The organism is Streptomyces sp. CB01881 (assembly GCF_002953255.1).
Lineage (GTDB): Bacteria > Actinomycetota > Actinomycetes > Streptomycetales > Streptomycetaceae > Kitasatospora.
This window is the reverse complement of record NZ_CP026498.1, coordinates 9,901,025-9,926,190: the sequence shown is the minus strand read 5'-3', so window position 1 is coordinate 9,926,190 and position 25,166 is coordinate 9,901,025. Positions and strand designations below refer to the sequence as shown.

Annotated in this window: 26 protein-coding genes and 1 pseudogene; 16 read left to right on the top strand and 11 right to left on the bottom strand. The window is 75.0% G+C overall.

The genetic code is table 11. The features are described from left to right. Positions 1 to 112: 112 nt before the first annotated feature. Positions 113 to 1,276 carry an acyl-CoA dehydrogenase family protein gene (locus C2142_RS32765; RefSeq protein WP_148646430.1) on the top strand — a complete coding sequence of 388 codons (1,164 nt, stop codon included), beginning with the start codon at positions 113 to 115 and terminating at the stop codon, positions 1,274 to 1,276. 183 nt (positions 1,277 to 1,459) lie between these two features. Here the strand turns inward: C2142_RS32765 and C2142_RS32760 are convergent, their stop codons facing one another. Continuing rightward, a complete protein-coding gene (locus tag C2142_RS32760; RefSeq protein WP_194235829.1) occupies positions 1,460 to 1,915 on the bottom strand; it encodes a hypothetical protein in 456 nt (151 codons plus the stop codon). 230 nt (positions 1,916 to 2,145) lie between these two features. On the opposite strand from C2142_RS32760, the gene C2142_RS32755 reads away from it, so the two are divergent. The 5 genes from C2142_RS32755 (at position 2,146) to fxsA (ending at position 7,409) form a co-directional block, all read left to right on the top strand. Further along, positions 2,146 to 2,586 carry an Lrp/AsnC family transcriptional regulator gene (locus C2142_RS32755; RefSeq protein WP_030243361.1) on the top strand — a complete coding sequence of 147 codons (441 nt, stop codon included), beginning with the start codon at positions 2,146 to 2,148 and terminating at the stop codon, positions 2,584 to 2,586. Between the two features lie 30 nt (positions 2,587 to 2,616). Then, positions 2,617 to 4,257: an amidohydrolase family protein gene (locus tag C2142_RS32750; RefSeq protein ID WP_148646429.1), complete on the top strand. Its 1,641-nt coding sequence runs from the start codon at positions 2,617 to 2,619 to the stop codon at positions 4,255 to 4,257. A 107-nt stretch (positions 4,258 to 4,364) separates the two neighbouring features. Further along, positions 4,365 to 4,814 (top strand): N-acetyltransferase, encoded by a 450-nt coding sequence (locus C2142_RS32745; protein ID WP_148646428.1) that lies wholly within the window; start codon positions 4,365 to 4,367, stop codon positions 4,812 to 4,814. A 236-nt stretch (positions 4,815 to 5,050) separates the two neighbouring features. Beyond that, on the top strand, positions 5,051 to 6,670 hold the full coding sequence (gene lnt, locus C2142_RS32740; protein ID WP_148646427.1) for an apolipoprotein N-acyltransferase: 1,620 nt from the start codon (positions 5,051 to 5,053) through the stop codon (positions 6,668 to 6,670). Positions 6,671 to 6,839: 169 nt separating this feature from the next. Beyond that, positions 6,840 to 7,409: an FxsA family membrane protein gene (gene fxsA / locus C2142_RS32735; RefSeq protein ID WP_241002912.1), complete on the top strand. Its 570-nt coding sequence runs from the start codon at positions 6,840 to 6,842 to the stop codon at positions 7,407 to 7,409. A gap of 243 nt (positions 7,410 to 7,652) precedes the next feature. Here fxsA and C2142_RS32730 read toward each other — a convergent pair whose 3' ends face one another. The 3 genes from C2142_RS32730 to C2142_RS32720 all read right to left on the bottom strand — a co-directional run bounded on the left by C2142_RS32730 (position 7,653) and on the right by C2142_RS32720 (position 10,342). Continuing rightward, positions 7,653 to 8,027 carry an RNA polymerase-binding protein RbpA gene (locus tag C2142_RS32730; RefSeq protein WP_030396357.1) on the bottom strand — a complete coding sequence of 125 codons (375 nt, stop codon included), beginning with the start codon at positions 8,025 to 8,027 and terminating at the stop codon, positions 7,653 to 7,655. Between the two features lie 368 nt (positions 8,028 to 8,395). Beyond that, positions 8,396 to 10,015: a hypothetical protein gene (locus C2142_RS32725; RefSeq protein ID WP_148646426.1), complete on the bottom strand. Its 1,620-nt coding sequence runs from the start codon at positions 10,013 to 10,015 to the stop codon at positions 8,396 to 8,398. 132 nt (positions 10,016 to 10,147) lie between these two features. Further along, a complete protein-coding gene (locus tag C2142_RS32720) occupies positions 10,148 to 10,342 on the bottom strand; it encodes a hypothetical protein (RefSeq protein ID WP_148646425.1) in 195 nt (64 codons plus the stop codon). 490 nt (positions 10,343 to 10,832) lie between these two features. Between C2142_RS32720 and C2142_RS32715 the strand changes: the two genes are divergently transcribed. The 4 genes from C2142_RS32715 to C2142_RS32700 all read left to right on the top strand — a co-directional run bounded on the left by C2142_RS32715 (position 10,833) and on the right by C2142_RS32700 (position 13,988). Further along, complete coding sequence (locus C2142_RS32715; RefSeq protein ID WP_148646424.1) at positions 10,833 to 11,249, top strand: ankyrin repeat domain-containing protein; 417 nt, start codon at positions 10,833 to 10,835, stop codon at positions 11,247 to 11,249. 24 nt (positions 11,250 to 11,273) lie between these two features. Next, positions 11,274 to 11,813, top strand: coding sequence for a GNAT family N-acetyltransferase (locus C2142_RS32710; protein ID WP_148646423.1), 540 nt, complete (start codon positions 11,274 to 11,276; stop codon positions 11,811 to 11,813). Positions 11,814 to 11,880: 67 nt separating this feature from the next. Continuing rightward, the gene (locus C2142_RS32705) at positions 11,881 to 12,981 is read left to right on the top strand and encodes a serine hydrolase domain-containing protein (protein WP_148646422.1); all 1,101 of its coding nucleotides are present in this window, start codon (positions 11,881 to 11,883) and stop codon (positions 12,979 to 12,981) included. A gap of 134 nt (positions 12,982 to 13,115) precedes the next feature. Then, positions 13,116 to 13,988, top strand: a complete 873-nt coding sequence (locus C2142_RS32700) for a YncE family protein (protein ID WP_148646421.1) — start codon at positions 13,116 to 13,118, stop codon at positions 13,986 to 13,988. 60 nt (positions 13,989 to 14,048) lie between these two features. Here the strand turns inward: C2142_RS32700 and C2142_RS32695 are convergent, their stop codons facing one another. From C2142_RS32695 to C2142_RS32685, 3 genes are all read right to left on the bottom strand, one after another. Next, positions 14,049 to 14,717, bottom strand: coding sequence for a vitamin K epoxide reductase family protein (locus C2142_RS32695; RefSeq protein ID WP_241002911.1), 669 nt, complete (start codon positions 14,715 to 14,717; stop codon positions 14,049 to 14,051). Positions 14,718 to 14,781: 64 nt separating this feature from the next. Then, on the bottom strand, positions 14,782 to 15,615 hold the full coding sequence (locus C2142_RS32690; RefSeq protein ID WP_148646420.1) for a thioredoxin domain-containing protein: 834 nt from the start codon (positions 15,613 to 15,615) through the stop codon (positions 14,782 to 14,784). 190 nt (positions 15,616 to 15,805) lie between these two features. Further along, the gene (locus C2142_RS32685) at positions 15,806 to 16,483 is read right to left on the bottom strand and encodes a hypothetical protein (RefSeq protein ID WP_148646419.1); all 678 of its coding nucleotides are present in this window, start codon (positions 16,481 to 16,483) and stop codon (positions 15,806 to 15,808) included. A gap of 539 nt (positions 16,484 to 17,022) precedes the next feature. Here C2142_RS32685 and C2142_RS32680 point away from each other — a divergent pair. Both C2142_RS32680 and C2142_RS32675 read left to right on the top strand, forming a co-directional pair. Beyond that, positions 17,023 to 17,355, top strand: a complete 333-nt coding sequence (locus tag C2142_RS32680) for a hypothetical protein (RefSeq protein ID WP_148646418.1) — start codon at positions 17,023 to 17,025, stop codon at positions 17,353 to 17,355. Further along, entirely contained in the window at positions 17,352 to 17,738 is a 387-nt protein-coding gene (locus tag C2142_RS32675) for a hypothetical protein (protein WP_148646417.1), read from the top strand. Before C2142_RS32680 ends, C2142_RS32675 begins: the two co-directional genes overlap by 4 nt. Here C2142_RS32675 and C2142_RS32670 read toward each other — a convergent pair. Continuing rightward, positions 17,702 to 18,454 carry a hypothetical protein gene (locus tag C2142_RS32670; RefSeq protein ID WP_148646416.1) on the bottom strand — a complete coding sequence of 251 codons (753 nt, stop codon included), beginning with the start codon at positions 18,452 to 18,454 and terminating at the stop codon, positions 17,702 to 17,704. The two genes, C2142_RS32675 and C2142_RS32670, sit on opposite strands and share 37 nt — an antisense overlap. Before the next feature lie 316 nt (positions 18,455 to 18,770). Here C2142_RS32670 and C2142_RS32665 point away from each other — a divergent pair, with 316 nt between their 5' ends. After that, positions 18,771 to 19,700 carry a CHAD domain-containing protein gene (locus C2142_RS32665; RefSeq protein WP_162002608.1) on the top strand — a complete coding sequence of 310 codons (930 nt, stop codon included), beginning with the start codon at positions 18,771 to 18,773 and terminating at the stop codon, positions 19,698 to 19,700. A gap of 219 nt (positions 19,701 to 19,919) precedes the next feature. Here the strand turns inward: C2142_RS32665 and C2142_RS32660 are convergent. Then, a pseudogene (locus C2142_RS32660) lies at positions 19,920 to 20,699 on the bottom strand (uracil-DNA glycosylase); the annotation flags it as partial. A gap of 174 nt (positions 20,700 to 20,873) precedes the next feature. Here C2142_RS32660 and C2142_RS32655 point away from each other — a divergent pair. Together C2142_RS32655 and C2142_RS32650 are read left to right on the top strand one after the other, a co-directional pair. Continuing rightward, on the top strand, positions 20,874 to 21,824 hold the full coding sequence (locus C2142_RS32655) for a slipin family protein (RefSeq protein WP_148646414.1): 951 nt from the start codon (positions 20,874 to 20,876) through the stop codon (positions 21,822 to 21,824). Positions 21,825 to 21,962: 138 nt separating this feature from the next. After that, positions 21,963 to 22,427 carry a CBS domain-containing protein gene (locus C2142_RS32650; RefSeq protein ID WP_148646413.1) on the top strand — a complete coding sequence of 155 codons (465 nt, stop codon included), beginning with the start codon at positions 21,963 to 21,965 and terminating at the stop codon, positions 22,425 to 22,427. Positions 22,428 to 22,546: 119 nt separating this feature from the next. Here the strand turns inward: C2142_RS32650 and C2142_RS32645 are convergent, their stop codons facing one another. Then, positions 22,547 to 22,960 (bottom strand): PaaI family thioesterase, encoded by a 414-nt coding sequence (locus C2142_RS32645; RefSeq protein ID WP_148646412.1) that lies wholly within the window; start codon positions 22,958 to 22,960, stop codon positions 22,547 to 22,549. A gap of 214 nt (positions 22,961 to 23,174) precedes the next feature. Here C2142_RS32645 and C2142_RS32640 point away from each other — a divergent pair, with 214 nt between their 5' ends. Continuing rightward, entirely contained in the window at positions 23,175 to 24,008 is an 834-nt protein-coding gene (locus C2142_RS32640) for an SAM-dependent methyltransferase (RefSeq protein ID WP_148646686.1), read from the top strand. A 67-nt stretch (positions 24,009 to 24,075) separates the two neighbouring features. On the opposite strand, the gene fxsT is transcribed toward C2142_RS32640, so the two are convergent. Then, positions 24,076 to 25,166, bottom strand: a 1,091-nt coding sequence (gene fxsT / locus C2142_RS32635) for an FxSxx-COOH system tetratricopeptide repeat protein (RefSeq protein ID WP_194235827.1), incomplete at its 5' end; no start/stop codon positions are given.

The following is a 25,166-nucleotide window of genomic DNA, read 5'->3' as shown; positions in this document are numbered from 1 at the left end:
CTTGTGAACGGCCGTTCACCGTAATCCGGTACCGGTCGGGCCGACCTGCCACACCCGCGTCGGGCCCGCCACAGCAGGGCCCGTCGCCCGAACGAGGAGGCGACCAGCCGCCATGACCCCCTCCCCTGCGAAAGCCGTGGACCGCCAGCTGCCCACCGAGGAGGCCCGCGAGCTGCTGAGCCTCACCCGGGACCTGGTCCAGCGCGAGCTCCAGCCGCGCGCGGCGGAGGACGAGGCCGCCGGGCACTTCCCGCGTGACGTGTTCCGCACCCTCGGCGAGGCCGGCCTGCTCTCCCTCCCGTACGAGGAGAAGTACGGCGGCGGTGACCAGCCCTACGAGGTGTACCTCCAGGTCCTGGAGGAGCTGGCGTCCGGCTGGCTGGCCGTCGGCCTCGGCGTCAGCGTGCACACGCTCTCCTGCCACGCCCTGGCCACCTTCGGCACGGAGGAGCAGCGCGCCGCCTGGCTGCCCGGAATGCTCTCCGGCGAGCAGCTCGGCGCCTACTGCCTCTCGGAGCCGCAGTCCGGCTCCGACGCCGCCGCGCTGCGCACCCGCGCCGACCTGGACGGCGAGGACTACGTGGTCAGCGGCACCAAGGCGTGGATCACCCACGGTGGGCAGGCCGACTTCTACAGCGCCCTGGTGCGCACCGGCGAGCCGGGCCCGCGCGGCATCAGCTGCCTGCTGGTCCCCGGGACCGTGCCCGGTCTCTCGGCCGCCCCGCCGGAGCAGAAGATGGGCATGAAGTCCTCGCCGACGGCCCAGCTGCACTTCGACGGCGCGCGGGTGGCCCGTGAGCGGCTGATCGGCACCGAGGGCCAGGGCTTCCAGATCGCGCTCGCCGCGCTGGACTCCGGCCGCCTCGGCATCGCCGCCTGCGCCGTCGGCGTCGCCCAGGCCGCGCTCGACCTCGCGGTCGACTACGCGCGCACCCGCCGCCAGTTCGGCCGGCCGATCGCCGAGTTCCAGGGCCTGTCCTTCATGCTCGCCGACATGGCCACCCAGATCGAGGCCGGGCGCGCGCTCTACCTGTCCGCCGCGCGGCTTCGCGACGCCGGCCTGCCGTTCTCCAAGGAGGCGGCGATGGCCAAGCTGTTCTGCACCGACACGGTGATGCGGGTGACCACCGACGCGGTCCAGGTGCTCGGCGGCTACGGCTACACCCAGGACTTCCCGGCCGAGCGCTACATGCGCGAGGCCAAGGTGCTGCAGATCGTCGAGGGCACCAACCAGATCCAGCGCCTGGTGATCGGCCGCCACCTGACCCAGGGCTGACCCCCGGGCTGCTCCCCGGCGGCCCCCCGAACCGCCTCCGGGCGTCACTCCAGGGTGCGGAGTGACGCCCGGAGGCATGTCCCGCCGGGATCGGCCGCCGCCTGACGGGCGGTCAGGCACCCGGCGGGCCCTGCGGTTTGCGGGAGTGGTGGGAACCCTGCGGGCTGAGGGAGCCGCGCGCCGTCAGTGCCGGGCGAGCCGGCGGCGCTGCTGCGGGATCAGCGGGGCGACGGCCGTCACCCGGACCGGGTGGTGCGCCACCGCGTGCGAGAACGGCTGGGTGCGCCAGTCGAGTTCGGCCGGCAGTGCCAGCAGCGCCTCCAGGCCGTCCGCCTCGGCGTCCTCGGAGGGCTCCACCTCGGCCAGGTCGTCCGTCGGTGCGCCCGAACCCGGGCAGAGCGCGGGGGAGAAGGGGTGCCACGCGGTCGGCAGCACCGCGTGCTGCGGCAGCCGCTCCTCGTCGCCCACGAGGGCGATCGGGCGGCGGCACTCGGGGCAGTGCACCCGGAAGATCTCCCAGGTGTCGGCCTCTCCCGGGTCCACCCCCGGCGCGAGGCCGTTCGGGACCGCGAGACCGTCGCGGTCGGTCATATCGTGGGTGTCGTCGGCGCTCGGCGAACGCGGGTCGGTTGCACGCATGGTGATCCCCCTCGGATCGGGCCCGGCGGGGTCGCCCGGGGCCACAACCAGCACTTCCCTGCGACGCGGACTCATAACCCTGCGGCTCGGCGCACTGTGATGCACCGGGTGTGTCCTTCGCCACATTCGCCCGGCATGTGCCCGCCCGGCACCCCGCACCACCGCCCGTGCCACCCCGCACTCCCGCCGTGGCACCTGCCCGCGCCCCCGAAGGGGTAGGTTTGCGCCTTGTGGAGGATCTCGACCAACGCATCGTTCAGCTGCTCCTGGAGGACGGCCGGATGAGCTACACGGACCTGGGCAAGGCGACCGGCCTGTCCACCTCGGCGGTGCACCAGCGGGTGCGGCGCCTGGAGCAGCGCGGGGTGATCCGCGGCTACACCGCGATCATCGACCCGGACTCCGTCGACCTGGCGCTGACCGCGTTCATCTCGGTCAAGCCCTTCGACCCGAGCGCCCCGGACGACACCCCCGAGCGGCTCGCCGGGCTGCCCGAGATCGAGGCCTGCCACAGTGTCGCCGGGGACGAGAACTACATCCTCAAGGTCCGCGTCGGAGCCCCCGGCGACCTGGAGGACCTGCTGGCCCGGATCCGCAGCGCGGCCGGCGTCTCCACCCGCACCACCGTCGTGCTCTCCACCCCGTACGAGGCGCGGCCCCCGAAGCTCTGAGCAGGCCCGGAGGGGTGCAGACTAAGGCCCATGACCGAACGCACCTCCCGGACCGTCCTGCTGCGCGGCGGCGCCGTCTACAGCCCCGCCGACCCCTTCGCCACCGCGATGCTCGTCGAGGGCGAACACGTCGCCTGGGTGGGCAGCGACGGCGCCGCCGGGGCGTACGCCGACATCGCCGACGAGATCGTCGAGCTGGACGGCGCGCTGGTCACCCCCGCCTTCGTCGACGCGCACGTGCACGCCACCTCCACCGGGCTGGCGCTCACCGGACTCGACCTCACCGGCAGCCCCTCGCTCGCCGCCGCCCTGGCCGCCGTCGCGGCCTTCGTCGCCTCCGCCGCGGCGGACCCGGACGAGCCCGGCGGCGTGCTCCTCGGCCACGGCTGGGACGAGACCGGCTGGCCCGAGGGCCGCCCGCCGACCCTCGCCGAGCTGGACGCGGCGGCCGGGGGCGCCGCCGTCTACCTGTCCCGCACCGACGTGCACTCCGCGCTCGCCACCACCGCGCTGCGCGCCCTCACCCCCGGCCTCGCCGGGCAGCCCGGCCACGACGCCGACGGCCCGCTCACCCGCGACGCCCACCACGCCGTCCGGCAGACCGCGCTGGCTCACCTCACCCCCGGGCAGCGCCGCCGCGCCCAGCGCGCCACCCTGGCCCGGGCCGCCGAACTCGGCATCGGCTCGCTGCACGAGTGCGCCGGCCCGGAGATCTCCTCCGAGGCCGACCTGACCGCCCTGCTCGCCCTCGCCGCCGAGGGCGAGGGCCCCGAAGTCTTCGGTTACTGGGGCGAGTTGGGCGGAGTCGAGACCGCCCGGCGGCTGGGCGCGGCGGGCGCCGGCGGAGACCTCTTCGTCGACGGCGCGCTCGGCTCGCACACCGCCTGCCTGCACGCCTCCTACGCCGACGCCGACCACACCGGCACCTCCTACCTGAGCGCCGGACAGGTCGCCGACCACGTGTCCGCCTGCACCGAGGCCGGGCTCCAGGCCGGCTTCCACGCCATCGGCGACGCCGCGATCGCCGCGGTGCTGGACGGCGTCCGGGCGGCGGGGGAGCGGGTCGGCGCCGACCGGGTCCGGGCGCTGCGCCACCGGGTGGAGCACGCCGAGGCGCTGGACGACAAGTCGATCGCCGCCTTCACCGAGCTGGGCCTCACCGCCTCCGTCCAGCCCGCGTTCGACGCCGCCTGGGGCGGCCCGGACGGCATGTACGTCCAGCGCCTGGGCGCCGAGCGGGCCGCCGCCCTCAACCCCTTCGCCGCGCTGCTGCGGGCCGGCGTCCCGCTCGCCTTCGGCTCGGACGCCCCGGTCACCCCGCTCGACCCCTGGGGCACCGTCCGGGCCGCCGCCTTCCACCGGACGCCGGACCACCGGATCTCCGTCCGGGCGGCCTTCACCGCCCACACCCGCGGCGGCTGGCGCGCGCTCGGCCGGGACCAGGACGGCGTCCTCGTCCCCGGCGCGATTGCCAGCTACGCGGTCTGGGCCGCCGACGACCTGGTCGTCCAGGCCCCCGACTCCCGCGTGGCCGGATGGTCCACCGACCCGCGCTCCGGCACCCCCGGCCTGCCCGACCTCACCCCGGGCCGCCCCCTCCCCGTCTGCCTGCGCACGGTGGTCCGCGGCCGGACGGTGTACCTCGCCGCGGACGACCGGCCGGCCGGCTGAAACCGGGTGAGGCGGCGGCGCCACGCCCCCCAGGGGCCGTCTTCAAACTCCCGCCTGCCTGGCGGGCGGACGACGGGCGTTTGAAGACGGACCCTAGATTGATCCCCATGACCGACCTCGTACCCGCCGACTTCGCCGTCCCCCGCACGCTCACCGCCGAGGGGTTCCGCCTGGAGCCCCTCGGCGGGCAGCACAACGCCTCCGATCTCGCGGCCTGGTCGTCGAGCATCGACCACATCCACGCCACCCCGGGCTGGACCGGCAGCTGGCCGCCCGCCGAGGGCATGACGCCGGAGCAGAACCTCGCCGACCTGCGCCGGCACGCCGCCGACTTCGAGCGGCGCTCCGGTTTCACCTACACCGTCCTGGAGACCCCCGGGGACGCCGTCGTCGGCTGTGTCTACATCCACCCGGACCGGGAGGACCCCGCCGTCGCGAAGGTCAGCTCCTGGGTCCGCGCCGACCGGGCCGAGCTGGACGCCGTGCTCCACCGGACCGTCTCCGCCTGGCTCGCCGAGGACTGGCCGCTCGGGGAGGTCCGCTACGCCGCGCGCTGAGCCGCCCCGGCGCCTCACCGGCCCGGGTCCTCCCGCGCGCCGGGCTCGGTCCTGGCGCGCACCGGCCCGGGCCCTCCCGCGCGCCGGGTTCGGCCCGTTCGCGCACCGGGGGCGGCCCGGGCCAACCCGACCTCACGGTCGGGTGACATTCCGGGGTACCTTCTTCGGACAGCGTCCGAACAGCCGTCCCCGTACCTCCGCGAGGCGGCACCGAGAGAGATGGTGCGCCGGTGGCCATGCCCGTCACCCAGGAGCGGTCCGGGACCGCACCCGAGACACCCGACGAGGCGTCCTCGCCCGGGCGGCGGGCGCGGGTGCTCGCCAGGATCCGGGCCGGGCTGCCCCGCACCGGGCTGGCCGTGCTCGCGGGACTCCTGCTCGCCCTCGCCTTCCCGCCGTTCGACCTCTGGCCGCTCTCACTGGTGGGCGTCGCCGCGTTCTCGCTGCTCACCCGGGGCCGCACCGCCCGGCAGGCCGCCTGGACGGGCTTCGCCTTCGGCCTGCCGTTCTTCCTGCTGCTGCTGAGCTGGCTGCGGGTGGTCGGCTGGGACGCCACGATCGGCCTCTCGGTCGTCGAGGCACTCTTCCTGGCCCTCCTCGGGTCCGGCCTCGCGCTCACCTCCCGGCTGCCCGGCTGGCCGCTCTGGGCGGCCTGCCTCTGGGTCACCCAGGAGTGGGCCCGCGACCGGCTGCCGCTCGGCGGCTTCCCCTGGGGCCGGCTCGCCTTCGCCAACACCGCGACTCCGTTCACCCCGCTCGCCGCGCTCGGCGGCGCTCCGCTGGTGACCTTCGCCGTCGCCCTCTCCGGCGCCCTGCTCGGCTGGGCGGCGCTGCGGCTGCGCGGCCCCCGCCGGGCACCGAAGACCGCCGCGCTGGCGGCGCTCGGCGCCGTCGCCGCCCTGCTGGCCGGCTACCTGGTCCCGGTGCCCACCGCCGCGGCCGGCACCGTCAAGGTCGCCCTGATCCAGGGCAACGTGCCCAACCCCGGCATGGACTTCCTCGGCCGTCCGATGATGGTCCTCAACAACCACGCCGCCGCCACCGAGAAGCTCGCCGCCGACATCAAGGCCGGTAAGGCCGAGAAGCCGGACATCGTGATCTGGCCGGAGAACTCCTCCGACCTCGACCCGTTCAGCGACCCGCTCGCCTACCAGCGCATCGACGAGGCCGTCCGCTCGGTCGGCGTGCCCACCCTGGTCGGCACCCTGGTCGACGGTCCGGACGAGCAGCACGTCCAGAACGAGGGCATCGTCTGGGACCCGAAGAGCGGCCCGGGCGCCTCCTACACCAAGCAGCACCCGGTGCCGTTCGGCGAGTACGTGCCGTTCCGCGACCAGCTGATGAAGGTGATCACCCGGCTCCAGCGGGTGGCCCGCGACTTCTACCCCGGCGACCACAACGGCGTCATGCAGCTCGGCCCGGCCAGGATCGGCGACGTCATCTGCTTCGAGGTGGCGTACGACGAGATCGTCCGCGACACCGTGGACCAGGGCGCCCGGGTGCTGGTCGTCCAGACCAACAACGCCACCTACGCGAAGACCGGCCAGCCCGAGCAGCAGCTCGCGATGTCCCGGCTGCGCGCCGTGGAGCACGGCCGGGCCGTACTGATCGCCGCCACCAGCGGCATCAGCGCCGTCATCGCCCCCGACGGCACGGTGCAGCAGCAGACCGAGGAGCTGACCGCGGCCCAGCTGTCCGCCGTGGTCCCGCTGCGCGACGGCACCACGGTGGCCGACCGCGTGGGCGCCGTGCCCGAGTGGACGCTGGCCGTCGGCGGTCTGCTGGCCTGCGGCGCGGCGCTGCTGGCCGGCCGCCGTCGGCGGGTGGCAGGCCCGACCGGCCCCGAGTCCTCCTGATCCCTCCGGCCCGGCCCGCCCCGCCCCGCCCCGCCCCGGCCCGGGGCGGGCCAGGCCGGGCCCGCCGCCGGAACACGCGCAGCCGGCGGATCGTTGGACCAGGTGGTGCCGTAGCCGGCCCGGACCTCCCGTGCGGCGCGCAGAGCACCGCAGGGAGTGGATTCGTACCGTGACCCAGCAAGACGCCCCCGCCCGTCCGGCCCCGCGCGGAAAGCTCCGGCGGGTCGTGCCGCTGCTGATCACCGCCTGGCTGGTGCTGGAGATCTGGCTGCTGGTCCAGGTGGGCTCGTGGCTGGGCGGCCTGACCGTGGTGCTGCTGCTCCTGGCCGGCGTGCTGATCGGCGGCTCGCTGATCAAGCGGGCCGGGCTGAAGGCCTTGTCGGCGGCGATCGACCAGAGCCGGGACCTCAAGCCGCAGCAGCCGCAGACCGGCACCAGCCTCACCGTGCTGGCCGGTCTGCTGCTGATCGTGCCGGGCTTCCTCTCGGACGCCCTGGCGCTCACCCTGCTCCTCCCGCCCACCCGGGCGCTCTGGCGGGCGGCCGGGCGCGGCTTCGCCCGGAAGGCGCTGCGCAGCACCTCCGCCGTCGGTGCCGACCCGTTCGCGGACGCGATGCGGCTGCAGGAGCAGCTGCGGATCCACCGCCCGGACGGCAAGGTGATCCAGGGCGAGGTGGTCGAGCCCGGCGCCGGCCCGCAGGGGCCCGACACCACCTACCGTCCGCCGATCAACGGTTGACCGCGGGGCTCCGGGGCCGGGTTCGCACGCTTCGGACCCGGCCCCGGAGCCGGTGCAGTGACCGGGAGCGAGCGGTGGCCCGGGTCAGCCGGTCAGCCGGACGGTCTGAGCAGGTGGTCCGGGCAACGCGAACCGGTCCGGGCGAACCGGTCCGGACAACGCGAAAAGGTCTGGACAACGCGAAAGGGACCCTGGTGGCCAGGGTCCCTTTTCGCGTGCTCCCGCCGGGTGACGGGGGCCGGGTCAGGCGCTCTTGCGGGTGTCCCGCGGGTGTACCGCGAGGTTCATCCCTCCGGAGCGGAGCACGGCCAGCCGCTCGGCCAGCACCTCCTCCAGCTCCTCGCGCGTCCGGCGCTCCATCAGCATGTCCCAATGGGTGCGCGTGGGCTTGGTCTTCTTCTCCTCCGGCTCGTCACCGTCGAGAAGTACGGCTTCCTGGCCGCAGAAGCGGCATTCCCAGGCGGACGGGATCTCCGCCTCGACCGAGAAAGGAACCTCGAATCGGTGTCCGTTCTGACATGCGTACTCGACGGTCTGGCGGGGAGCCAGATCGATACCACGGTCGGTCTCGTAGCTAGTGGCCCCGAGTCGCGTGCCGCGGAGAGCTCGCTCGCTCATGAATCGTGCCTCCCGGGCTTATGGCCCACAGGACTAGTGGTCGCTGTTCTTCGTCGTTCGGTCAACGCTCGGCTTCCGACGAAGATTCCCGTCCCGGGACATGCGTCGTCTGTCGTGCCGCCCCTGTTTGTACCCATCGGCGCCCGATTTGTCACATCTGGCCGCTGATATCACCCCAGGTGTCACCTATTTCACATCTGGTGATCGGTCGGCCTTTCCAGGACGAGCGTACCGGGACGGCCTTCCTCGCGGGGCGCCGCCCCCGCGCCGCCCCCGCGCCGCCCCCGCGCCGCCCCCGCGCCGCCCCCGCGCCGCCCCCGCGCCGCCCCCGCGCCGCCCCCGCGCCGCCCCCGCGCCGGGCCGCCCGATCAGGCGAGCGGGCGGAAGCGGAGGGGGGCGTGCTCCTTGCCCGGGTCGACGGCCGCCCGGGGGCCGGGATCGGCCGGCAGCGCCGGGGGCGGGCCCTCCGGGCGGGGCGGCAGGTCCACCGGCGCGGCCGCCTCCGTCCGGGTGTCCCGGTGCGGCAGCAGGGAGATCACCGCGTCCCGCAGCTGGGCGGGCGCCTCCTCGTCCAGCGGGTCGACGGTGGCCGGCACCTGGAGCCGGACGGGGGCGCCGTTGCCGATCCGGGCGTAGCCGCGCCCGGCGGGGGCGTGCGCGGCGGGCACGATGTCCAGCGGCGCGCCGAGGGCGGCGCAGCCCTCCTCGGGGCCGGCCGGGCCGAGCAGCACCCGGGCCCGGGTGGTCGCCCGGACGGTCGGGGTGATCCGGTCGCGGGCCTCCACGTCGTCGGCGATCACCACGGTGACCCTGGCCGCGCGGCCGTGCCGCAGCGGCAGCTCCAGGAGGTCCTGCGGGTCCGGGCGGCTCTCGGCGTGGGCCAGCTCGCTCAGCTCGGTCGGGTGGTCGAGCAGCAGCCAGAGCGGCCGGGTGATGTCCTCGGGCGGCGCCGATCCGGCGTGCCGGGCGGCGTTGAGCGCCGTCAGCCGGCGCTCGGTCTCCTGGGCGGCCCACTCCAGCGCGGCCAGCGCGCCGTGCAGGCTGGTCTCCACCGTGTGCACACCGGGCCGGTTGACCAGGCAGGCGTGCTCGCCGGTGCCCGCCCCGTCGATCACCACCAGATCGCCGAAGGGGAGCGCCTGGAGCGCGATCGAGCGGATCAGGCTGGACGTGCCGTAGCCGGTCACGCCGAGCGCCAGCAGGTGCGGCTCGGCGGAACGCGGGCCGGTGCGCCAGACCACGGGCGGCTGCTGGACGATCGCCCCGCCCTGGCCGACCGGGATGGTGCGGGCGCTGCCGTCCTCGTCGGTGAAGCCGAGCACGATCTCGCCGGGCGCGGCGACGAAGCGCTGCGCCGCGATGTCCGTCGGCAGCGGGGCCAGCGTGACGATCCGCAGCTTGTTGGACTCCTCGTCCCAGTCGAAGCGGTACTCCCGGGCCCGGCCCGCCTTGCCCTGGACGACCTGCTCGATCCGGGCCCGGGCGGCGGGCTCGGTGTCGGTGAAGTACGCCGGGTAGGCCAGCTCCAGCCGGGAGAGCCGGCCCTCGCCGTCGAACTCCCAGGCGCGGAAGGCGTCCTTGTAGCCGCGCTCGTGGTGGTAGAGCGGGTTGAGGTCGTCCGGTCCCGCCAGGTACGGGGTGAGTGCCGCGTAGAGGGCGGAGAGCTTGATGTCGGCGACGTCCGGCTCGGGAGGGGCCGACGCCGCCTTGGGGGCCCGGCCGGCCCAGGCGGAGCTGGCCATGAGTGCCACCAGGGCGAAGAGCAGGCCGTGCGGCAGCAGGTAGATGCCGAGCAGCATCGCGGCGACCAGGAAGACCGTCGGCCCGCGCCGTTCCTTCGGGGTGGCCTGCCAGCGGTCCTTCGCCCAGCCGGCGTGGTGGCGCAGTCCGCGCCCGATGACGGTGAGGGGCGCGAACATGTCGGAGGCGTGGTCGCCGGCCGTGCGGGCCAGGTCGCGGCCCTTGCTGAGGTGGCGGTTGAGCGGCATTCCTTGACTCCCCGGGCGAGTGGGACGGTCGGGTTGCGGAGGGTTGGGGACCGGTGGGCGGTACGACGGGGCCCGGGGGCGGTGGGATCCGCGCCCGGGCCCGGGGCCTGCCGTCAGGGGGGACGGCGGGCGCTAGAACTTGATGCCGCCGAGGAGGCTCGCCAGGCTCGCGCCGCCCGCGGTGATGCTGGGGGCGATCGAGGAACCGGCGATGTAGAAGCCGAGGAGGGCGCAGACGATCGCGTGGGAGACCTTTAGTCCGTCCCGGCGGAAGAAGAGAAAGGCGATGGTGCCGAACAGGACGATGCCGGAAATCGAGAGGATCACGTTCTGCTCCTCGGGGAGGGGGACAGGGACGGTGTCACGGAAAGTGCCCCAATCGTGACAAAAAGTAATAGATGATGGAACGGTGCAAATGGGTGGTTTCCCCGGGCATTACCGCCCGGATGCCGGGTGGAGGTATGCGAACAGCCCAGGGCGGGCCGGTCCGCCGCTTCCTTCCTGCGCGGCGAGGCATTCCCGGTACGGGGGCGGGGGGCTTCCGGGGGTACCGGGAAGTTCGCCCGAACGGATGCGCAACCTTCCCGCGCGCGTCCCGTGCGGCGGAATGCCGGGCCCGCCGGTCGCGCGCAACGGGCCCGGCGCCCGCGCGAAACGGGCCCGCCGGTCATCCGGAATCCGGACACCGGCTGGATCACGCCCGTTCCGGCCGTTACGGTGCGACGGGCGCGACCACCCCGCGGGTCACCCGACCGCGGGTCCACCCGACCTCCGGGCACCCCCGAAGGGCACCCGGAAACACCCAGAGAGGCCCGCCATGACCAACGCCGCCAGCCAGCAGAACGCCGACGCCCCCGACGCTGAGGTGATCGCACTCGCCGCGAAGCTCTTCGACGCCGCCCGCGCCGGGGACTCCGACACCCTCGCCGCCTACGTCGACGCCGGCGCGCCCGCCGACCTCACCAACGACCGCGGCGACACCCTGCTGATGCTCGCCGCCTACCACGGGCACGCTGCCACCGTCACCGTCCTGCTGGAGCGCGGCGCCGACCCGAACCGGGCCAACGACCGGGGCCAGACCCCGCTGGCCGGCGCCGTCTTCAAGGGCGCCGAGGACGTGCTCACCGTGCTGCTGGACGGCGGCGCCGACCCCGTCGCCGGGACCCCGTCCGCCGTCGACACCGCCCGGATGTTCGGCAAGGACGAGCTGGTCGCCCGGTTCGAGGCCCGCTGACCGCAGGCCGTAGGCTCTTCGACCATGGAGAGCAGCACCGCGACGGCCGTCCTGCAGGACGGCAAGGGCGACACCATAGAGATCCGCGTCACCGGCTACGCCCACCCGGACGCGCAACGCCTGTCCGCCGAGGTGCAGGAGGAATACGTCCGCCGCTACGGCGACGGCGACCTCACCGTGCTGCACCCGGACGACTTCGAGCCGCCGGCCGGCCTCTTCCTGATCGCCTACCTCGCCGACGAGCCGGTCGCCTGCGGCGGCTGGCGGGCCAAGCAGGCCGGGCCGGACGACGTGCGGGACGGCGACGCCGAACTGAAGCGGATGTTCGTCGTCCCGGCCGCCCGCGGCCGGGGCCTCGCCCGCGCGGTGCTGCGCCGGCTGGAGCAGACCGCCGCCGAGGCCGGGCGGACCAGGTTCATCCTGGAGACCGGCACCGAGCAGCCCGAGGCGGTCGCCCTCTACGGCTCCGAGGGGTACCTGCCGATCCGGAAGTTCGGCATCTACCGCGACCACCCGCAGAGCATCTGCCTCGGCAAGGAGTTCGGCGGCGCGCCCGCCGTCTGACCGGGCGCCCGCTGGGTAGGCTCCCCGCGGACCGGCCGAGGGGCGGCCGCGGGGGCGGGAGCAGGCCATGGACGAGACGGCACCGGCGACCACACCACCGTACCCCCTCCCGGTGCCCGCCCCGCTCCCCGCGCTGGCCGCCCCGGGCGGGGAGTTGGAGCGGCTGGTCGCGGAGGGCCTGCGCGCGGTCGGTTCCGGCGCGGTCTGGTCGGTCGGCGACGCCGGCGGCCGGATCGGCGGCGGCGCCACCGGCGTCCTGGGCCAAGGCCCGTACGCGCGGCTGGAGATGGGGGCCGACACCGTCTTCGACCTGGCCAGCATCACCAAGATCGTCGCGCTCTGGCCCTGCGCCGGCGCGCTCCGGCAGGCCGGCCGCCTCCCGCTCGACCGGCCTCTCGGCGACTACTGGCCGGCGGCCGCCGGACACCCAGCCAGCCTGGTGACGGCACGTCAACTACTCACCCACACCGCGGGGATGCCGCTGCGCACCCGGTTCGCCGAACTCTACGGGAGTGACCGTGCGACGATCCTGGCCGGCGTGCTCGCCGCCCCGCTGCACCGGCCGCCCGGCACCGCCGTCGAGTACACCGACCGGGCTGCCGTGCTCCTCGGCCACCTGGTCGAGTCGCTGGCCGGCGCCCCGCTCGACGCCCTCGCCGAGCGGCAGGTCTGGCGGCCGCTCGGCATGACCGACACCCGGTACGGCCCCCTCGGCCCCGCCGCGACGGCCCGCACCGCGCCCACCGAGTACGAGGAGACGGCCGGCGCCGCGCTGCGGGGCGTCGTCCACGACCCCTCGGCCCGGCTCCTCGGCGGCGTCTCCGGCAACGCCGGCGCCTTCTCCACCGCCCGCGACCTCGAACGGTTCCTCGCCGCGCTGCTCGACCCGCCGGCCGAACTGCCCTGGGGCGGCGGCTGGATCGCCGAATCGCTGCGCGAACAGACCGGCGGGCTGGTGCCCGCCCGCGGCCTCTCCTGGCTCTGCGCCGCCGGCACCGACCCGGCCGAGGGCACCTTCGTCCACTACGGCTTCACCGGAACCGGGATCTGGGTCTCCCGCCGGCTCGGCCGCTGGGCGCTGCTGCTCACCAACAAGGTCCACTACGACCGCGACTTCCAGCCGCTCACCGACCTGCGCAACGCCTTCCGCCGGGCCGTCTTCGGCTGAGCCCCGCCCGGGCGGTGGCCGGCCGCCGGCCCGGTCCCGCGACGGAGATGCGCATGGGTTGCCGCGGGACCACGATCGAGGTAGGGGGACCGGACACCTCGTCACGGTCCGTCACCACGGCAGGAGGACATCCCATGGTCACCTCGGACATCATCGACGTCCCGCTCGACCGTCTGATCACAAAGGCGCGGGAGAAGGGCCTGGAGGTCGGCCGCGACCCCACGCACGCGACGCCCGGGCCCGACACCGCCACCGTGGCCACTGTCGCCCGGCGGATCCCGGCCGGCCAGAGCCCGCACAGCGTGGCGGCCGGCGCCGACGGGACGCGCCTCTACGTGACCAACTTCCAGCCCGGCACCGTCTCGGTGATCGACCTCGCCGGCGAGACCGTGATCAGGACGCTCGCCGTGGGCGAGGGACCCTACGGCGTGGCGGCCAACCCCGACGGGGAGGCCCTGCACGTGGCCCTGCCCGACGCGCAGGCGCTGGTGCGGCTCGACCTCACCAGCGGCTTCGGCCTGCACAGCGGTTTCGGCCACGCGCCCTACGGTGTCGCGCTCGGCCCCGGCGGCGCCCACGTCCACCTCACCCTGGCACTGGAGGGCTCGGTGCTGGTGACCGACCAGTTCGCCAAGCCGGTCTTCGCCGAGTTCCGCGGCATCGACTTCCCCACCGGGGTGGCGGTCGCGCCCGACGCGTCCGTCCTCTACGCGGCGAACTACTTCGCGGACAAGGTGTCGGTGATCGACGTCGCCACCGCGGCGATCGTCGGCACGATCCCGACCGGCCGCGGGCCGTACGGTGTGGCGCTGAGCCCGGACGGCGGCCGGCTGTACGCGGCGCACTTCCCCTTCGACACGGTCTCGGTGATCGACACGGTGGCCCGGGCGGTGGTCGGCACCATTCCCGTCCCCGACGGCCCGCGCGGGGTGGCGGTGGGCATCGACGGGAAGAACCTCTACGTCACCAACTTCTTCTCGGCCTCCGTGTCGGTGATCGTGCTCTAGGACTCCTGCGGTGACTCCCTGCCGGGCATGGCGGTGCCCGGCACGGGAAGTGGCGAGCGGTCAGAGCAGGGTGGACCAGTAGTACCAGAACCGGTTGAGGACCAGCAGCGCGATCACCGCCGCCCACAGCACGGGCAGCGCCCAGTGGTAACGGGCGGCCTCACGCACGACCACCTGCAACCGCGGCCCGGCCGGGATCACGCCGGTCCGCAGGTTGTGCAGCGTCGTGTACCAGAACAGCAGCACCACCGTCGTCCAGACCACGATGCAGTACGGGCAGAGCGCGCCGATCTCGTACAGCGCCTGGTCGATCAGCCAGTGCACGAAGACGACGCCGACCACGGTCCCCGCCTGCACGCCCAGCCAGAACCAGCGCCGGTACGCGGCGCCGGCCAGCAGCCCGGCGCCGATCGCGGCCAGCGCGCCGAACGCGGCCAGCCCGACCAGCGGGTTCGGGAAGCCGAGGACCTCCGCCTGCTCGGTGCGCATCACCGAACCGCAGCTGATCACCGGGTTGAGGTTGCAACTGGGGATGTACGACGGGTCTTCCAGGATGCGGAGCTTGTCGAAGGTCAGGACGGCCGAGGCGGCCAGCCCGACCAGCGCGGCGAGGAGGACGAACAGGGAGAACACCCGGCCCGCGCCGATCGGGGCACCGCCCGGCGGGGCGGCGTCGGGGGCGGCGGGACGGGAGGGGTTCACGGGGTTCACGGCGGTCGGGGCGGTCACGGCAGAGCACTCCGGTGGGTGGGAAGGGCCGGCCCGGCCGGGTCTTCGGCCGGGCCGGTGGTGCTCACTGCAGGCCCGCGGCCTGCTTCACCTGGGCGGTGAACTGCTCCGGCGTCACCGCGCGGTTCCCGCTGAACAGGGTGATCGGCTTGCCGTCCAGCTTCACCGTCGGCGTGCCCGTCACCCCGCTGTCGTTGAACGCGTCCGCGACCTTCGCCGCCCACGGCGCGTAGGTGCGCTCGTTGACCGCCTTGACGAAGGCGTCCGTCTTCAGGCCCGGGACCTTGTCGGCCAGGTCCAGCAGGTGGTTGACGTTGCCGAAGCCGTCCTCGCGCTCGTCCGGCTGGTTGGCGTACAGCACGTCGTGGTACTGCTTGAACTTGTCCACGCCCTCGTTGAGCGCGGCCCCGACGGCGGCCAGCGCGGTGCGCGAGCCCCGGCCGCCGAGGTTCTTGTCCAGGAACGCGGCCAGGTGGTACTCCACCTTGACCGTGCCGTCGTCCGCCAGCTTCCTGACGGCGTCGCCGTTGGCCGCCTCGAAGTTCTTGCAGACCGGGCAGCGGAAGTCCTCGAAGACCTGGAGGGTGTGCGCGGCGTCCGCCTTGCCGTAGGTGATCACCGTGCCGTTCGGGCCGCCGGCGTTGGCCGGCACGACCAGCGCGGTCGGCTCGGCCGCTTCGGAGGACGCGGAGGTCGACTTGTCGTCGTCCGCCGAGGTGATCGCCAGCGTCGTTCCGCCCGCCAGGGCGAGCACGGCGACGACCGAGACGGCGATCACGATCCGCTGCCGGCGCTTGGCGGCCAGCTGCTCCAGGCGCTGTGCCTCCTGGATCCGCTCGCGGGCGCTGATCCGCTCGGACTGCTTGCGGGTGGGCTTGGTGTTGTGGGACTGGGCCACGGTGGGTCAACTCCTGTACGCGGCGCGCAGCTGCGCGCGGGGGTGCCCGCCTCGGCGCGGCGGCGGCGCTGGGCGCCGGCGCGTGCGCGGGTACGAGGGGGCTCTGTCGGTGAACGCGGGAGTTGTGCGCACTGCTTGCGAGGACGGGCCGTCGGACGCCGTCGGTCGGCGGGGGGACGGAAGCCGGTCGTCAGCAGGCAGGCGCGGGAACCGGCGGACCGCGCCGGGGCGCCGGGCTGAGCACCACGTCCTCGCGGCGCGGCCGCGGACGGTCCGAGGCCGGCAGCGGTACCCGCAGCACCGGGCGGACCGGCGCCGGGGCCAGCAGCAGGACCAGCGCGCGCAGCGGGGCCGCCACCGACTGGCGCAGCGCCCGCAGTGCCCGGGCCAGACCCGACAGGGCGGCGTCGCCCAACCGCAGCCAGGCGGCGGCGGCCAGCGCCATCAGCAGGTGGACCAGCAGCACCAGCAGCTGGGTCGCCGCCGGCGCGACCGGCCCGGCGTGTCCCAGCGGCCCGGAGAACAACGACCCGTCCACCGAGCCGCCGCCGCACACCAGCAGGTTCATGCCGCGGGTGGGGCTGTGGCCCGCGCCGAGCACCGGACCACAGCCGGCCTGGCCCAGGTTGAAGGTCGTGTTGAGCAGCAGCTCGACCGGAACCATCACGGCCGAGATGTGCAGCAGCCGCCGCTCCCCGCCGGCCACCGCGGCCGCCACCAGGAAGACGACGACGGTCGCGGCGGCCACCAGGTTCAGCGGCAGCGGGCGACCGGTGATGACGACCTGGCCCAGGGCGGACAACGGCACGGCGAGCGCGGTGAACACCGCGGCCCGCAGGGCCCTCGTCGCAGGGGTGGAAGTCGTCACGTCCCGGAGTATGTCACGGCGTTTACATCCGGCACGAGGGTGCGTCCGGGGCCGGGCCGGCGGCGGGGGAACAGATGACCCGGCGGCGGCCGTTCGTTCGCGGCGGAGGGGCGCGGAGTTCACCGGCGGGATGGGTTTGCGGCGGCGCGGGGGGCCGAGGGGCCGTCAGGGGCTGCCGTCGGCGGCGGGAGCGGTCCGACAATCGGGCGATGGACCATGCCACGGCCACGGCCACCGTGCTTGCCACGGGCCTGGTGACACCGATTCCGATTCCGCCGCTGCTGCCGGCGGCACCGACTCCGACTCTGCTGCTGCCGGGGGCACCGGCTCCGCCAACCGTCCGGCCGCCCGCGCCGCCGACGCTGCACCCGCCGCCGGTGCTGCCGGTGCCGCCGCACGTGCCGCACGTGCCGCACTGCCCGACGGCCACGCCGTCGGCTCCGGTCACGTCCCCGGCTCCGGCCCCGGCACCGGTGCCGCCTGCGACCACGGTCCCGCCCTCGCCGGCGGCCGTGCCCCGGACGGTTGACGCACCGCCGGTGGCCGTCCCGTCACCGGCCCGGCCGGTGCCGCCGCGGACCACGGCCGCACCCGCGCCGACGCCCCGGACGGCGAAGCCCGCCGAAGCACCCGGAGGCCCGCCCGAGGCCCGGTCCGAACCCCCGGCCGTGCCGTGGGCGGCCCCGGCTCCCGGCCCGGCACCCACCGCGGCCGTCACCCTCGTCGCCGCGCCGCCGCCACCCGCAGCCGGTCCGTCCGTGCCCGCCCTCGACCCGGCCACCTGGACGGCCGTCCTGCTCCTCACCGCCCTCGTCCCGGCCGCCCTCACCGCGGCACTCGGCCACCACCCCACCCACCGGAGCCGCCGATGAACCCCGTTCCCCTGCTCAGCGCCGTCGGAGCGATCGCGGTCGCCGTCACCGGCCTCGCCATCGCCCACCGCCTGCGCCCCGCGGTACCCGAGGGCGAGATCCCGCCCGAACCGCACGCCACCCTCTCCAGCATCGGCTCCGGCCTGCTCTCCGGCTTCATCCTGCTCACCAGCTTCCTGATCGCCACCGGCTGGGCCTCCCACACCACCGGCCTCGTCCCGCCCAGGGCCCTCTACGCGGCCGACCTCGCCGCCGGCCTGGCCGTCCTGCTGTACCCCGCCCTGGCAGGCCTGCCCTTCACCCCGCGCTACGTGACGGCGGTCTGCTTCTTCGCCGCGCTGGTCGGTTACACGATGTCCCTGGCGGTCCAGCTGCGGCCGTAGCGCGGGCGGGCCCGGCTCAGCGGCGGAAGAGGACTTCGGGGAAGCGGGCCGCCGGGCCGTCGAAGAGGGCGGTCGGGCGGTGGCGGAGCCGGAGGTCGAAAAAGGCGGTCAGGTACGCCCGCTGTACGCCCGCCGTCGCCGGTGCCGAGGAAGTGTTCCAGGCGGTCGGCGGGCCAGGCCACCACCGGCTGGGCCTGCGGCAGCAGGAGGGCGAAGTCGCTGAAGGTGAGATGGCCGAAGTGGGCGAGCGCAACCTGTCGGCGCCACGAGCCGAGCCGGGGCCAGAGGGCGTCCCACATGGCGTCGCGCTCCGGGTGCACGTCGTCGGCGCCCCTGAGCAGCAGAGGGCGGTCGATGCCGTCGGTCGCGGTGCCGAAGACCGGGCCGTCGAGGGTGGCCCCAGCGCGGACGCGCGGGTCGTCGTGGAGGGTCTGGACGGTGGTGGCACCGCCCATGGAGTGGCCGAACATGCCGACGGCGGTGAGGTCCAGGGCCGCGCCCAGGCCGCCCGGCAGCGGGCGCCCGTCGGCGTCGGGGTCGACGCCGGCCGCGAGGTCGGTGAGGCGGTCGAGGACGAGGCGGGTGTCGGCGGTGCGGTAGGCGATGATGTCGGCGTCGGTCATGGCGTGGACGGCGGGGGTGTTGCGGACTTCGAGCCGCCCATCCGGGAACGCGACCTCGCCGGCGGGCCGTGCACGGTGGTGACTGATCGTCATGAAGCCCTCCTGCCTTGACAATTGAGCTGCTTGTCCACCTTGTCCACCGTCCGCCGCGATGCGCGTCCGGCCATGGGCCGAGGCCCGGTCGGCGGATGCGACCGGGGTCGTACGCCTGTGGTTGTACGCCGCTGTTCCGATGTCGTGCTCGCCGACGACGACGGGCGGGGCCCGCCGAACGCCCGGTGCTCAGGGCCCGGGACGGCGAGGCGGGCTAGCCTGGAAGGCGTTCCCCGGGCGGGCCCGGACGCGCCGCCCGGACGGCGGGACGCCGATGGCACGACCCTCGGACCCCGATGAGGGGGTGTGCGCGCGGATGGGTGCAGATGAGAGCACGGTCGGCGCTGTGGTGCTGGACCGGATCGGCGCGCAGGCCGCCGTCCTGGCCGGGCTGGACGACGCGGTGCGGGCGGACGAACCCGACGCGGTGCACCGGATGCGGGTGGCCTGCCGGCGGCTGCGGAGCGCGCTGCGCACCTACCGGAGGCTGTTCGAGGTCGGGGTCACCGAGGAACTGGTGGCCGAACTGCGCTGGCTGGCGGCCGCACTCGGGCGGGCGCGGGACCGGGAGGTGCTCGGCGAGCGGCTGGTGGGGCGGGCGCGGGAGCTGCCGGCGGCGTGCGGCCCGGAGCGGGTGGCGGGGGCGCTGGAGCTCTGGGCGCGGGCGGAGTACCTGCGGGTCTGGCCGGAGATCGCGGCCGCGCTCGACAGCCCGCGGCGGCGCGCCCTGGCGGACGGGCTGTCCGTGTTGCTCGCCGACCCGCCCCTGCGCGGGCGGGCGGCACGGCGGGCCGGGCCGGAGCTGGCCAGGATCGCCGCACGGGAGCAGCGGCGGACGGCGAAGCGGGTGCGGCACGCGCTGGCCGCTGAGCGGGGCGGCGGCGGCCAGGACAGCGGTGGGCGGGGCGGCGGTGGGCGGGTCAGCGGCGGTCGGGACGAGGCGTTCCACGAGGCGCGGAAGGCGGCGAAGCGGGCCCGGTACGCCGGGGAGACGGCGGTGCCGGTGGCGGGGGCGGCGGCGGAGCGGTACGTCGAGCGGATGAAGGCCGTGCAGGACGTCCTCGGCGAGCACCAGGACGCGGTCGTCGCGGCAGCCGCGCTGCGGGAGAACGCGGACGGGTCCGGCGAGGCGTTCGGGTACGGCGTGCTGTACGAGCGCGAGCTGGCGGCGGGCGCGGCGGCGCGGCGGGGGCTTCGGCCGGTCTGGGAGCGCGCGGCGGGGCGGAAGCTGGCGCGCTTCGGCTGAGGAGGTTCCGGCCGGGGCGGGCTACTCCTGCCCGGCCGGTTTCCCGGCCGGTTTCCCGTCCGGTTCCCCGGCCGGTTCCCCGCCCGGTTCCCCGGCCGGTTCCCCGGCCGGTTCCCCGCCCGGTTCCCCGCCCGGTTCCCCGCCCGGTTCCCCGCCCGGTTTCCCGTCCGGTTCCCTGCTCGGCTCACCGACCGGCTCACCGCCGGCTTCACCGCTCGGTGCGAGCCCCGCCGAACGGGCGGCGGTGCGGAGCAGGTCGCGCAGCATCGGAGTGGTGAGCCGGCCGGTGTTCGTGTTGCGCGGGCTCACGTGGTAGCACCCGTACAGCTCCAGCGGCGGGCCCCCGTCGCGGGCCGGCAGGGTGACGTGGGCGCCGTGGCCGAAGGCGGGCCGGGGCCGTGGGAGCAGCCAGCCGGCGGCCTCGACCGCGGGCAGCAGCGCCTGCCAGGCGAAGCCGCCGAGCGCGACCACGGTCCGGACGGTGGGCCGCATCAGCTCCAGCTCGCGGACGATCCACGGGCGGCAGGTGTCGCGTTCGGCGGTGGTGGGCTTGTTGTCGGGCGGCGCGCAGCGGACGGGGTCGGTGATCCGGACGCCGTCCAGGACCAGCCCGTCGCCGTACCGGACGGACTCCGGGCGGTTGGCCAGCCCGAGCCGGTACAGCGCGGCGTAGAGCAGGTCGCCGGAGGGGTCGCCGGTGAAGATCCGGCCGGTGCGGTTGGCGCCGTGGGCGGCGGGGGCGAGGCCGACCAGGACGAGCGGGGCGTCGGGCGGGCCGAAGCCGGGGATCGGGCGCGCCCAGTAGTCCCAGCCGAGGTAGGCGCGGCGCTTCGTGCGGGCGGTCTCCTCACGCCACTCGACCAGCCGCGGGCAGGCCCGGCAGCCGGTGACCACCCGGTCGAGGACGGCGAGCCCGTTGGCCCGGGCGGCGGCCGCGGCGGGGTGGCACGGGTCGTCGGGGTCCGTGGCGGGGCCGTGGGCGGCGGCGGGCTGCGGCATGGGTCGATCCTAGGACCGCTCCGGGGGCCGCCGGGGGGACCGGCCGCGGTTGCGGAGTCCGCGCGTTCCGGCGGCGCCCGCGCAGGCGTAGCGTGGAATCAGCTGCTCCGGCGGCCCCCGGCCCGGCCGGGCCGGCGACGACCGGAACTCGCTGGTGCGCGCGAGGAGGCCGTGATGGTCGTCGATGTGGTTGTGGGGATCATTGTCGGGGTCATGGTGCTGGCGGCCGTCGTGGCCGGGCTGAGCCTCCGGGTCGTGCAGCAGTTCCAACGCGGGGTGGTGTTCCGCTTCGGCCGGGTGCGCGAGGAGGTACGGGACCCGGGCCTGGTGATGCTCATGCCGGTGGCCGACCGGCTGCGCAAGGTGAACGTGCAGATCGTGACCATGCCGATCCCCGCGCAGGAGGGCATCACCCGCGACAACGTGACCGTGCGGGTGGACGCGGTGGTGTACTTCCGGGTCGAGGACCCGGTGAAGGCCACCGTCAACGTGCAGGACTACAACTTCGCGATCTCGCAGGTCGCGCAGACCTCCCTGCGGTCGATCATCGGCAAGAGCGAGCTGGACGACCTGCTGGCCAACCGCGAACCGATCAACCAGGGCCTGGAGTTGATGATCGACAGCCCGGCGCTCGGCTGGGGCATCGAGATCGACCGGGTGGAGATCAAGGACGTCGCCCTGCCGGAGTCGATGAAGCGGTCGATGTCCCGGCAGGCGGAGGCCGAGCGGGAGCGCCGGGCGCGGATCATCACGGCGGACGGCGAGTACCAGGCGTCGGCCCGGCTGTCGGAGGCGGCGGCGGTCATGAGCGAGACCCCGGCGGCGCTCCAACTGCGGCTGCTGCAGACCGTGGTGGAGGTGGCGGCGGAGAAGAACTCGACGCTGGTGCTGCCCTTCCCGGTCGAGCTGCTGCGGTTCCTGGACAGCGCGGGCGAGGTGCACCGGCAGTCGGTGCGGAAGGGGGAGGGCGACGACGCCGGAGCGGTCGGCCCGGCTGCGGAGGAGCCGCAGCTGCCGGCCGTCGAGCAGCTCGAACTGCCGCCGCTGGAGGAACTGCTGGAGCACTCGCCGCTGGACCCGCCGCCGGACCCGCCGCCGAACGGGGGCCGTCCGGAGCCGTCCTAGGAGGACCGGCCCCGCCACCGGCCCCGAGGCCCGGTGGCGGGGCCAGGGGGGTCGGACCAGGATGGAGTAAGCGGGATCCGGCAAGCGGTGGCCGAAGCCGGCAGGAGTGGCAGGGGCAGGCACGTCAGGAGGCCGATCATGACCAGAGCCAGCGACATCATGCACCCGGGCGCGGAGTGCATCCGCGAGCACGAGACGCTCGCCACGGCAGCCCGGATCATGAAGGAACGAGGCGTCGGGGCGCTGCCCATCTGCGGTGAGCGGCAGAAGCTGCTGGGCATCGTCACCGACCGGGACATCGTGCTGAAGTGCGTCGCCGAGGGCCGCGACCCGGCGGCGGTCACCGCCGGCGAACTGGCCGAGGGGCGGCCGATGACCGTGGAGGCGGACGAGGACGCCGAGCAGGTGCTGCGGGTGATGGAGCAGTACCGGGTGCGCCGGCTGCCGGTGATCAACCACCCGGAGCACGAGCTCGTCGGGATGATCAGCGAGGCCGACATCGCCCGCGGGCTTCCGCAGGCCCGGCTGGCGGAGTTCGTCTCGGCGGTCTGCGCGGAGGAGGAGCCGAGGTCGACGGAGGTGCAGCAGCCGCAGGGCGTCTGACCGGCACCGCGGCTCGGCCGGCGCCGGGTTCAAGCGGCACCGCGGCTCGACCGGCGCCGGGGTGCACGTGGCGCCGGCACCGGGGTTCAACCGGCACGGCACGGGACCGGCGTCCCGGCTCAACCGGCCAGCGCGTACACGGTGGTGGCATGGGCGGCGGGCTCGTCCTCGCCCTCGGCGGTCAGGGTGATGTCGAGGAAGGCGATCCGCCGCCCCAGCTTGGTGACCCGGGCGTGCACCAGGACGTCCCGGCCGGTGACGACACGCTGGAAGCTGGTCGACTGCTGGACGGTGGTCATCGGCCCGAAGCCGCCCAGCGCCGCCGACACCGCCACGACACTCGCGGTGTCGGCGGCGGCCATCATCGCCTGGCCGGACAACCCGCCTCCCTCGCGGGCGAGTTCTCCGGACCACGGAAGCCGCAGCACGGCGTGCCGCGGGCCGGTCTCGGTCACCGAGAGGCCGAGCGCCTGGACCCAGGGGGCGAAGTTGTCGGCGAGGATCTTGTCCGCCTCGGCGGTGGTCAGCGTCATGCCGTCATTCTGGCGGTCGGGGGAGCCCGGTGTCAGCGGTTCGTGCGGCGCGCGTGTCGCCGTCGGCCGGCCGCGCGGCGATTCCCTCAACGCGGGAACTGGCAAGCCCTGTTCAGCAGTCACCGTTACCATGCGCACGATGACGCACCAGGCCTGCCACCGGGGCGGCCGGTGCCGGCGCGACGGGCGACCTGGGGGGCGACGCATGCCGAACATGGGCTGGGTGTCACGGAACACGCGGGAGGAACGCTGGCCTGCGGTGGATCTGCGGATGGACGTGCCGCACTCGGCCAGGGTCTACGACTACCTCATCGGCGGCAAGACCAACTTCGAGCCGGACCGGACGGCGGCCCACGCCTCCGTGCAGGCGTGGCCGGCCCTGCCGGTCTCGATGCGCACCACCCGGACCTTCATGCAGCGGGTGGTCCGCAACCTGGTGGAGGAGCACGGGGTACGCCAGTTCCTGGACATCGGCACCGGCATCCCGACCTCCCCCAACGTGCACGAGATCGCGCAGGGCATCGCCCCCGAGGCGAGAGTCGCCTACGTCGACAACGACCCGATCGTGCTGACCCATGCGCGAGCCCTGATGTCGAGCACGGAGGAGGGCCGGACCTGCTACGTCGACGCCGACCTGCGTGACCCCGACGCCATCCTCGGCGCGCCGGAGCTGCGCGAGGTGCTGGACCTCTCGCAGCCGGTGGCGCTCTCGCTGATCGCGATCGTCCACTTCGTCCTCGACGAGGACGACCCGCAGGGCATCGTGCGCCGCTTCATGGACGAGCTGGCCCCGGGCAGCTTCCTGGCCCTGACCGTCTTCACCGGTGACACCGACCCGGTGGGCGTCGGCGGTGTCGGCCGCGAGTACAACGCGCGGGGCATCCCGCTGCAGATCCGCGACCGGAAGGAGACGCTCGCCTTCTTCGACGGCTACGAGCTCCTCGACCCGGGGGTCACGCTGGTCCACCGCTGGCGGCCCGACGCGGACGCTGACCCGGTCCGCGACCAGGACATCGCGATGCACGGGGGCGTGGCGGTCAAACGCTGAGGCGTGCCGACCACCGGGATGTGCCGACCGCCGGGGCGTGCCGAGCGCTGCGCCGACCCCCCGTCCCTCAGATCGGCTGGGTCTCCAGGACGCGGTCGAGGGGCCGCGGCGCACGGGCCGTGAGGGCCTCGGGATGGTCCCCGCCGAGGCGGCGCGCGAGGCCCGCGGTGGCGCGCCGGTGCAGCTCGGCGGCGGCCGGGGCGCCGCCGCTCCTGAGGTGGGTGAGCGCCAGGTCGGCCGCGCAGGCGAGGGTGTCGGGGTGGTCCGGCCCGAGGCGGCCGGCCAGCCCGTCGACGGCCTGGCGGTGGAGCCGGCCGGCTTCGCCGTAACGGCCCTCGTCGGCCAGGGCGTTGGCGAGGTTGGCGGTCGCGCACAGGGTGAACGGGTGGTCCGGCCCGACCGCCCGGGTGAGGGCGTCCACCGTGGCGCGCCCCTCCCGGGCGGCCGCGCCGCTGTCCCCGGCGCGGCGCCGGTGGACGGCGAGGTTGTTGGCACAGGCCAGGGTGAACGGGTGCTCGTCGCCGAACATCCTCCGGTAGGTGGCGTGGACGCGCGCGGTGAGGCCGTGGGCGGCCGCGTGGTCGCCGGCGGCGCTGTGGTCGGCGGCCCGGCCGAGCGAGCACACCAGGCTGTCGGGTGCGTCGAAGCCGTACCGCTCCTGGTAGCGGTCGAACGCCGCGTCGGTGATCCGGCGGGCCTCCACGAGCCGCCCGGTCCGGCGCAGCGCGGCGCCCAGCAGGGTGGCGTTGCGCAGGTGCTCGGGGAGGTCGGGCTCCAGGACGCCTTCGAGGTCGGCCATGACCTCCCGCAGGAGTGTGATCGCGCTTTCGGAGTCGCCGAGTTCGTGCAGGTCGCGGGCGAGGCAGGTCTTGCTGGAGAGGGTGTACGGGTGGCGCGGCCCGAGGACGGCGGTGCGCAGGTCCAGCGTCTCCCGGTCGAGTTCGAGGGCGGCCTCACTGTCGCCGGCCAGCCGGTGGTCGATCGCCAGGTTGTTGGCCATGGAGAGCGTGCGCGGGTTGTCGTCGCCGAACAACCCGCGGAACTGGTCGAGGATTTCGCGGTCGAGGTCGAGCGCGGCCTGGAACCGGCCGAGGGCCCGCCGGTCGGCGCCGAGCGAGCCGGCCGTCATCAGGGTGTACGGGTGGTGCTCACAGGGCC

Excerpts from the sequence above, each read along its gene's own strand:
- C2142_RS32655 (WP_148646414.1), top strand. The coding sequence starts at position 20,874 with ATGGTCGTCGATGTGGTTGTGGGGATCATTGTCGGGGTCATGGTGCTG.
- C2142_RS32705 (WP_148646422.1), top strand. The coding sequence starts at position 11,881 with ATGGACGAGACGGCACCGGCGACCACACCACCGTACCCCCTCCCGGTG.
- C2142_RS32765 (WP_148646430.1), top strand. The coding sequence starts at position 113 with ATGACCCCCTCCCCTGCGAAAGCCGTGGACCGCCAGCTGCCCACCGAG.
- C2142_RS32710 (WP_148646423.1), top strand. The coding sequence starts at position 11,274 with ATGGAGAGCAGCACCGCGACGGCCGTCCTGCAGGACGGCAAGGGCGAC.
- C2142_RS32650 (WP_148646413.1), top strand. The coding sequence starts at position 21,963 with ATGACCAGAGCCAGCGACATCATGCACCCGGGCGCGGAGTGCATCCGC.
- C2142_RS32670 (WP_148646416.1), bottom strand. The coding sequence starts at position 18,454 with ATGACGATCAGTCACCACCGTGCACGGCCCGCCGGCGAGGTCGCGTTC.
- C2142_RS32745 (WP_148646428.1), top strand. The coding sequence starts at position 4,365 with ATGACCGACCTCGTACCCGCCGACTTCGCCGTCCCCCGCACGCTCACC.
- C2142_RS32715 (WP_148646424.1), top strand. The coding sequence starts at position 10,833 with ATGACCAACGCCGCCAGCCAGCAGAACGCCGACGCCCCCGACGCTGAG.
- C2142_RS32725 (WP_148646426.1), bottom strand. The coding sequence starts at position 10,015 with ATGCCGCTCAACCGCCACCTCAGCAAGGGCCGCGACCTGGCCCGCACG.
- C2142_RS32640 (WP_148646686.1), top strand. The coding sequence starts at position 23,175 with ATGGGCTGGGTGTCACGGAACACGCGGGAGGAACGCTGGCCTGCGGTG.
- C2142_RS32675 (WP_148646417.1), top strand. The coding sequence starts at position 17,352 with ATGAACCCCGTTCCCCTGCTCAGCGCCGTCGGAGCGATCGCGGTCGCC.
- lnt (WP_148646427.1), top strand. The coding sequence starts at position 5,051 with ATGCCCGTCACCCAGGAGCGGTCCGGGACCGCACCCGAGACACCCGAC.
- C2142_RS32760 (WP_194235829.1), bottom strand. The coding sequence starts at position 1,915 with ATGCGTGCAACCGACCCGCGTTCGCCGAGCGCCGACGACACCCACGAT.
- C2142_RS32730 (WP_030396357.1), bottom strand. The coding sequence starts at position 8,027 with ATGAGCGAGCGAGCTCTCCGCGGCACGCGACTCGGGGCCACTAGCTAC.
- C2142_RS32665 (WP_162002608.1), top strand. The coding sequence starts at position 18,771 with ATGGGTGCAGATGAGAGCACGGTCGGCGCTGTGGTGCTGGACCGGATC.
- C2142_RS32750 (WP_148646429.1), top strand. The coding sequence starts at position 2,617 with ATGACCGAACGCACCTCCCGGACCGTCCTGCTGCGCGGCGGCGCCGTC.
- C2142_RS32700 (WP_148646421.1), top strand. The coding sequence starts at position 13,116 with ATGGTCACCTCGGACATCATCGACGTCCCGCTCGACCGTCTGATCACA.
- C2142_RS32645 (WP_148646412.1), bottom strand. The coding sequence starts at position 22,960 with ATGACGCTGACCACCGCCGAGGCGGACAAGATCCTCGCCGACAACTTC.